Annotated in this window: 4 protein-coding genes; 1 reads left to right on the top strand and 3 read right to left on the bottom strand. The window is 39.8% G+C overall.

Annotated features, from left to right (window positions below; all coding sequences use genetic code 11):
- On the top strand, nt 1-285 hold a 285-nt coding region (locus H5072_RS20870), incomplete at its 5' end, for a hypothetical protein (protein WP_220488535.1).
- Nucleotides 286-298: 13 nt separating this feature from the next.
- On the opposite strand, the gene H5072_RS06660 is transcribed toward H5072_RS20870, so the two are convergent.
- The 3 genes from H5072_RS06660 to gltB all read right to left on the bottom strand — a co-directional run bounded on the left by H5072_RS06660 (nt 299) and on the right by gltB (nt 7,995).
- A complete protein-coding gene (locus H5072_RS06660) occupies nt 299-1,321 on the bottom strand; it encodes a GGDEF domain-containing protein (RefSeq protein ID WP_335676254.1) in 1,023 nt (340 codons plus the stop codon).
- Between the two features lie 791 nt (nt 1,322-2,112).
- The gene (locus H5072_RS06665; protein ID WP_004335378.1) at nt 2,113-3,528 is read right to left on the bottom strand and encodes an FAD-dependent oxidoreductase; all 1,416 of its coding nucleotides are present in this window, start codon (nt 3,526-3,528) and stop codon (nt 2,113-2,115) included.
- Nucleotides 3,529-3,537: 9 nt separating this feature from the next.
- Nucleotides 3,538-7,995: a glutamate synthase large subunit gene (gene gltB / locus H5072_RS06670; protein WP_004335377.1), complete on the bottom strand. Its 4,458-nt coding sequence runs from the start codon at nt 7,993-7,995 to the stop codon at nt 3,538-3,540.
- Nucleotides 7,996-8,237 lie beyond the last annotated feature (242 nt).

Below are 8,237 nucleotides of genomic sequence, written 5' to 3' on the forward strand. Positions count from 1 at the left end.
TGGTTTTTATTAGCGCTAAGCAGCTGTTTAATTATTTTTAGTAAATATAAGCATACTTACTTTAAACAGCGTTTACTGGGGTTTTTAAATAGCTTTTTAGTTCTTCAGATAATCGCCGTAGCCTATTACTTTACTAGCGAAAAAATAAATAACCTAAGTGACTTAGGCATAAGTTATTGGCTATTAATTACAATGCAGATTGTCTGTAATGCAATGTGTTACATGAGCGTAAAGCGCAGAAAGGCTAAAATAAAGCCATCACTTGATTCGTTTTCAATGGATTAAAGTAGATAAACTTTTAAGAAGAACACGTTCTGTTTTTACCTTGCGCTTTTGCTTTATAAAGTAGTTCATCAGCACGCTTGATATCAAGATCAATTGAGCGTTCGGCACTTGCAGAGATAACACCAATACTTAGCGTAATATTGGTACTATCTGAAAATAAGCTCACAACTGAAGCTTTAAGGGTGTTGTGGATTTTTTCTGCAACTTGCTCCCCCTGCTCAACTGTTGCATCTGGAATAACAATTAAAAACTCCTCTCCGCCCCAACGTGATGCAATCGCATTTTTTGGAATACTTTTATCAAAGGTTTTAGCTAACTGAATAAGTGCTTCATCGCCAAAATCATGGCCGAATTGATCATTAATCTTTTTAAAATTATCTACATCAGCTAATAAAATTACAAAAGGAGTATTATTATCTTTCAGCTCACTTTTGAAAGCCACAAGCTTATTCATGGTATAGCGACGGTTTGGCAGGTTGGTGAGTGGATCTATAGTTGCTAAAAATTCATTCTTTTGACTCAAAGCAATTATTTTACTGCTGTATTTTTCTCTTGAAAACTCGTAGTAGCCACTCAGCGACGCGACAATTATAAAAGCGAGTATGATTCTGATAGGAAACTGTTCCGGACTATAGTCATATATATTGAATGTATCAGCGCAGTAAAAGCCTAAAACAATCGCTAATAAAAACAAAATTATATCAAATGTACCTCGCTTAAGTCCGCGTATTGAATAAGTAACTGGAGACACTATGAATATCCATATAGGCCCTGTTCCTTGTGCTCCACCAGTGAGGACTAGGTAAAACATTAGTGCATAAAGGTTGTATAAAATTATAGTGCCTGACTTCTCTACTCCCCTACTTATGCTAAATGCCAATAAATAAACAAACGAAGAAACAACCAAGGTACACGCTAATAAATAACTGCTATTAATAAATGCTAAGCTAGCCATAGAAAACGTTGCTATAAACCCTATTGAAGAGAAGAATCGAACAATGAGTTTCCTTTCCGACTTGTTTGAATATTCGTACATAATTTCTATTTATTTTATTAATATATAAAAGCTCACTTGTAGACAAAAAGTAAGCAAACCGTAAACAGCGTGCGATAATGGACCAACTTTATATTTAAATCAACTCTTAAGATTAGTTATTTCGGGTTGATAAAAGCGAATACTTTAACCATTACTTACCTTTGTTAGGAATAATGCATAACATTAAGAGTTAAAAAATAAATAAGTTTACTTTTTTATTCCCACACTACCCGCACTAATAGTACTGAGTAATAGTAAAAGTAGTGATATAACACACGCAGTTAAAGATGGTATTGACGATGCTGTAAATATGTATCTAGCACTAGCGACCAATCAATTAACTCTTCACATCAAAGTGTTTATACAACGACGAAAACAAAAGTTATAGCATATTAAGCAGCAAAAAAAGCTACAGATTATGACCAAATAACGTTAGCTAGTACTACTGAAAATCCAAAAACTCGAGTTGCTACAAGTATATGCCTGTACCCTTGTGTTGGTTAAGTAAAGCGTAAAGTTTGCATGTATAAATTAACCCTTAAGGCTGCTTAATAGATGCCCAAAGCATCCGTATTTAGCTCGAAACAAGCACACCCTCACTAAAGCAAAATAATCCCTCTTGGTAGTTACACTAAAGGTAAAAGCTCAAGGTGTCGCTAAAAAAGCTATACTACAGGTGATATTAATATAATACCGTTTGTGGCTAACTACGTTGACATTACATTCGAATCAAACAATAAAAAAAGCAAGCCAGTTGGCTTGCTTCTTATTCATTTTATTAATACGAACAATTAAACTTTTAAGTAATCCATAATACCTTCTGCAGCATTACGTCCTTCAAAAATAGCGGTTACCACTAAATCTGAACCACGCACAATATCGCCACCAGCAAATATTTTAGGGTTCGTTGTTTGATGTGTAAATTCACCCTGTTCTGGTGCATTAATGCCGCCCCAGTGGTTTATTTCTACATCGTATTTTTCTAACCAATCCATTTTGTGAGGCTGGAAACCAAATGCCATAATAACTTGGTCAGCTTCAATCACATGCTCTGAACCAGGTACTTCTTCAGCACGACTTCTGCCATTTGCGTCAGGTTCGCCTAATTTAGTTTTAACCATTCTAACGCCAGTTACTTTACCTTTATCGTTCAATACAATGCCTTTAGGCTGAACGTTATAGGTAAATATAACGCCTTCTTCTTTGGCGTTTTTAACTTCACGTTTAGAACCAGGCATATTTTCTTTATCACGACGATAAGCACACGTTACTTTTGCAGCATTTTGACGAATAGACGTACGCACACAGTCCATCGCTGTATCACCACCACCAAGTACAACTACTTTTTGGTTAGCCATATCAATACACGGCTGCTTAGTCTCGTCATAGCCCATTACACGGTTAGTGTTACCAATCAAGAACGGGAGTGCATCGTGAACACCTGGTGCATCTTCATTTTCAAGACCTGCACGCATACTTTGATACGTACCAACTCCTAAAAATACGGCGTCGTAATCAGCTAAAATTTGATCAAGCGTAATATCAACACCTACTTCAACATTTAACTTAAACTCCACGCCCATTTCAGTGAAAATTTCACGGCGCTTTTGCATCACTTCTTTTTCAAGTTTAAAAGAAGGAATACCAAACGTGAGTAGTCCGCCAATTTCTGGGTGACGATCAAACACTACTGGTTTTACGCCGTTACGAACTAAAATATCAGCACACCCTAAACCAGCTGGGCCTGCACCAATAATAGCTACTTTTTTGTCGGTCCAAGTTACATAAGACATATCAGGCTTCCAGCCCATTTTAAATGCCTCATCGGTAATGTATTTTTCAATATTACCAATTGTAACCGCACCAAACTCTTCATCTAATGTACACGAGCCTTCACACAAGCGGTCTTGTGGGCAAACACGCCCACAAACCTCTGGTAAGCTATTTGTACGATGAGAAAGCTCAGCTGCCTCTATAATACGACCTGTGCGTATTAACTTTAACCATTGTGGAATGTAGTTATGTACTGGGCACTTCCACTCACAATACGGGTTACCACAATCTAAACAACGATCAGCTTGTGAGTTAACCTGATTCTCTGAAAAGGGTTCGTAAATTTCTACGAAAGATTTTTTACGTGACGAGATTGGTTTTTTGCGTGGGTCTACACGCTGCACGTCTATAAATTGATATACATTTTCGCTCATACTGCCCCCTTATTGCGCCTGAACACGTAGTTCGGCACTACTGCGAGCGCGATGCCCGAGTAAACTTTTTACGTCGCTTGATTTTGGTTTTACTAATTTGAACATCGGTAAGTACAGTTCAAAGTTAGCTAAAATGCTTTCTGCTCTGCACGAACCCGTAAGCTCTAAATGCTCAGCAATTAAGCCGCGTAAATGTTCTTGATGCGACGTTAATTCGTCTAGTGTTACTATTTCTACAAGCTCTGGATTAATGCGTTTTTCAAAATCATTTCGCTCATCTAAAATATAAGCAAAACCACCAGTCATACCCGCGCCAAAGTTAACACCTACATTACCAAGTACACACACAACGCCACCGGTCATGTATTCACAACCGTTGTCACCTACACCTTCAACAACCGCTTGCACACCTGAGTTACGAACTGCAAAGCGCTCACCGGCACAACCCGCTGCAAACAGTTTTCCGCCTGTAGCGCCGTACAAACATGTGTTTCCAGCAATGGTTGCTTTATGGCTTTCAAAAGATGAGCCAAGTGGTGGACGAATAACTAACTTACCGCCTGCCATGCCTTTACCTACGTAATCGTTAGCATCGCCAACCAATGTCATTTCAAGACCACCGGCATTCCAAACACCAAACGATTGACCCGCCGTACCGTGTAATTCAATTGCTACTGGGTCTGCCGCCATACCTTGATTACCGTGTTTATCAGCAATATAACCCGAAAGCATCGCACCTACAGAGCGGTCAGTATTACAAATACGACTCACAAGCGAGATACCGCTTGACGTATCGATTGCCTCTTGGGCTTTAGCTAATAAACTTTCGTTTAACTTACCTAGGTAATGCGAACTGTTAGGCGCACTACAATAAAGCGTTTCGCCAGTTGGGTTGTTCGGCTGAGCAATAACAGACGATAAATCAATTTTCTTCTGCTTTGCAGTTTTGCCTTCAATTTCTTCTAATAAATCTAAACGGCCAATTAAGTCAGTTAAATTTGCAACGCCTAGGCTAGCCATAATTTCACGTGCTTCTTGCGCTATAAACTTAAAGTAGTTCATCGCCATTTCTGGTAAACCGTGATAATGCTTTTGACGAAGTGTTTCGTCTTGTGTTGCAACACCGGTCGCACAGTTATTTAAGTGACAAATACGTAAGTATTTACACCCAAGGGCAACCATTGGACCAGTACCAAAGCCAAAGCTTTCAGCACCTAAAATTGCCGCTTTAATAATATCTAAACCTGTTTTTAAGCCACCATCTGTTTGTAGGCGAATGCGATGACGAAGGCCATTTTCAACTAGTGCTTGCTGTGTTTCAGCAAGTCCAAGCTCCCATGGGCTACCTGCATATTTAACAGAAGTAAGTGGGCTTGCGCCTGTACCGCCGTCGTAGCCAGAAATAGTAATTAAATCGGCATATGCTTTAGCAACACCTGTTGCAATGGTTCCCACACCTGGCTCTGAAACAAGTTTTACAGAAATAAGTGCTTTAGGGTTTACTTGTTTTAAATCGAAAATTAGCTGTGCTAAATCTTCAATTGAGTAAATATCGTGATGCGGTGGTGGCGAAATTAACGTAACACCTGGTACCGAATAACGAAGTTTAGCAATATACGGCGTTACTTTTTCACCTGGTAATTGTCCACCTTCGCCTGGCTTTGCACCTTGCGCTACTTTAATTTGAATAACGTCAGCGCTGCGTAAGTAATGAGGCGTTACACCAAATCGACCTGAAGCGACTTGCTTAATACGCGAGTTTTTCTCTGTACCATAACGCAGTTTATCTTCACCGCCTTCACCCGAGTTTGAACAACCACCTAAGCGGTTCATTGCAATTGCTAGCGCTTCATGCGCTTCTGGTGATAACGCACCAATACTCATTGCTGCTGAGTCAAAACGCTTGTATAGGTTTTCTGCAGACTCTACTTCATCAATGCTTATACCTTGCTCAGGTAATTTAAGCGCTAACATATCGCGCAAAGTCGCAATTGGACGATTATTAACTAAATCAGCGTACGCACTGTAGTCTTTATAATCACCTGATCGAACCGCTTTTTGCAGGGTTTGAATAACATCTGGATTATAAGCATGATACTCACCACCGTGAACGTACTTAAATAAACCACCGTGGCTTAATAATTTACGCTTACTTAAAGCAAGTTTGTGCAAACTTTGCTGATCGTCATCAAAGTCGGTAAAGCATGCACCTTGTATACGACTTGCAACGCCTTTAAAGCACATTTCAATAATCGCATCAGATAATCCCACCGCTTCAAACAACATTGAACAACGATAAGACGCAACCGTACTTATGCCCATTTTAGACATAATTTTGTACAAGCCTTTATTAATGGCTTTACGATAAGCAAGGGTCACTTCGCAATACGACTTATCAATAATTTTGCTGTCGCTCATCGCAACTAACGATTCATACGCAAGGTATGGATAAATTGCCGTAGCACCAAAACCTAATAGCACAGCAAACTGGTGCGCATCTCGCACGCTGCCAGTTTCAATGATAATATTTGATTCACAGCGCAAGTTGTTATCAACTAAGCGTTTTTGTACCGCACCTACAGCCATAGCTGCTGGAATTGGTAAATTTATTTCATCAAAGTTACGGTCAGTTAAAATAAGCATGATACAGCCCGCAGCTGCTTTTTCTTGTGCTTGGTCACAAATACGCGTAACCGCGTTTTCTAAACCCTCTTCAACTGTATAGGTAATATCAATTTTACAGTAGCTGTAGTGCGCTTCATCAGCATTTAATAGCTGCTGCATGTCTGCGTACATTAAAATTGGTGTATCAAACTGTAGGCGCTTAGCGTGGCCCGTTGTTTCGTTAAATACGTTTTGCTCACTACCAATACAGGTTGCAAGCGACATTACATGGTTTTCACGTAGTGGATCGATAGGTGGATTTGTTACTTGCGCAAATTTTTGGCGGAAGTAATCATAAAGTGAACGATGCCCTTCACTAAGCACAGCAAATGGCGTGTCATCACCCATTGAGCCTGTCGCTTCTTGGCCGTTTTCACCCATTACACGAATAACGCTATCAAGCTCTTCGTTGGTATAACCAAACATTTTTTGATATTTAGCTAGCGTTTCGTCATCAAATGAGCGATTACCAGCGTCTTGCTCAGTAAGTTCTTCAAATGGAACTAAACGTTTAACGTTTTCTTCAAGCCATGACTTGTAAGGATGGCGAGATTTTAAATCTTGATCGATTTCATCCGAGTGCCAGATTTTGCCAAGTTTAGTATCAATAACTAATAATTCACCTGGACCAACACGGCCTTTTTCAACCACTTCATCGGCAGTGTAATCCCAAATACCCACTTCTGATGCAAGCGTAATAAAACCATCTTGTGTAATTACATAACGTGCTGGGCGAAGTCCATTACGGTCAAGGTTACACGCCGCAAAACGACCATCCGACATAACAATACCTGCCGGGCCATCCCATGGTTCCATATGCATAGAGTTAAAGTCGTAAAATGCACGTAAATCGTCGTCCATTGCACGGTTTTTCTGCCATGCAGGCGGCACGAGCATACGCATAGCGCGGAATAAATCCATGCCGCCAGCTAAAAATAGCTCAAGCATATTATCTAGGCTTGATGAATCAGAACCGGTTTCGTTTACAAACGGCGCTGCGCTTTGTAGATCAGGAATAAGCGGTGACGCAAATTTATAAGAACGTGCGCGTGCCCACTGGCGGTTACCTTCAATAGTATTAATTTCACCATTGTGTGCTAAATAGCGGAAAGGTTGAGCTAAAGGCCAACGCGGCTGAGTATTAGTAGAAAAGCGCTGATGGAAAACACAAATCGCACTCGTCATACGAATATCAGCTAAATCTAGGTAAAAATTAGGTAAATCCGCAGGCATCATTAAGCCTTTATAGATAGTTACCAAACCAGATAGACTTGCGATATAGAAAGCTTCATCATCAACAATGCGCTTTTCAGCGCGGCGGCGTGCTACATATAAGCGACGCTCTAAGTCTTTAGAACGCCAACCTTCTGGCGCGCTAACAAAAATTTGTTCAAAACCTGGTAATTGCTGTACAGCAATAGGACCCAACATAGATGGGTCGGTTGGTACAACACGCCAACCTAAAATATTTAGCGTTTCTTTTTCTAATTCTTCGCTAAGTATTTGTTTTGCAGCTTGTGCTAAAACAGGGTCTGAATTTAAAAATATCATACCCACTGCGTAGTTTTTGCCTAAGTGCCAATTATGTTCACTGGCAATTGCACGGAAAAAGCTATCTGGTTTTTGTAATAATAAACCACAGCCATCACCTGTTTTACCATCGGCAGATATACCGCCACGGTGCTGCATGCGATCAAGCCCCGTAATAGCAGTACGAATAAGCCTATGACTAGCTTGACCATTAACTTGGGCTATTAAGCCAAAGCCACAATTTTCTTTTTCTAACTTTGAGTCGTATAACATAGACCCCTCCCCTTGCTGCACTGTTAGCGTGGATGAACTGCTCGACGATTTGCTAACAGACGGACAAAACTAGCCTCTATCTTAAATAGAGTCAATAGCACTTTGAATACATATTCACATTCTTGAATATTTCTCACTTCATAGCAAGATTTCTTTTTATCATTATTTTTAACATTTAGCGTTATTTTAACCACTATTTTTTCATGACACTGGTGTCAAGTTTAACATATTGTAAAAAACAC

Source organism: Pseudoalteromonas sp. SR45-5 (assembly GCF_014163565.1).
GTDB classification, from domain to species: domain Bacteria; phylum Pseudomonadota; class Gammaproteobacteria; order Enterobacterales; family Alteromonadaceae; genus Pseudoalteromonas; species Pseudoalteromonas distincta.

Coding starts and splice junctions, on each gene's coding strand:
- H5072_RS06660 (WP_335676254.1), bottom strand. CDS start 1,321: ATGTACGAATATTCAAACAAGTCGGAAAGGAAACTCATTGTTCGATTC.
- H5072_RS06665 (WP_004335378.1), bottom strand. CDS start 3,528: ATGAGCGAAAATGTATATCAATTTATAGACGTGCAGCGTGTAGACCCA.
- gltB (WP_004335377.1), bottom strand. CDS start 7,995: ATGTTATACGACTCAAAGTTAGAAAAAGAAAATTGTGGCTTTGGCTTA.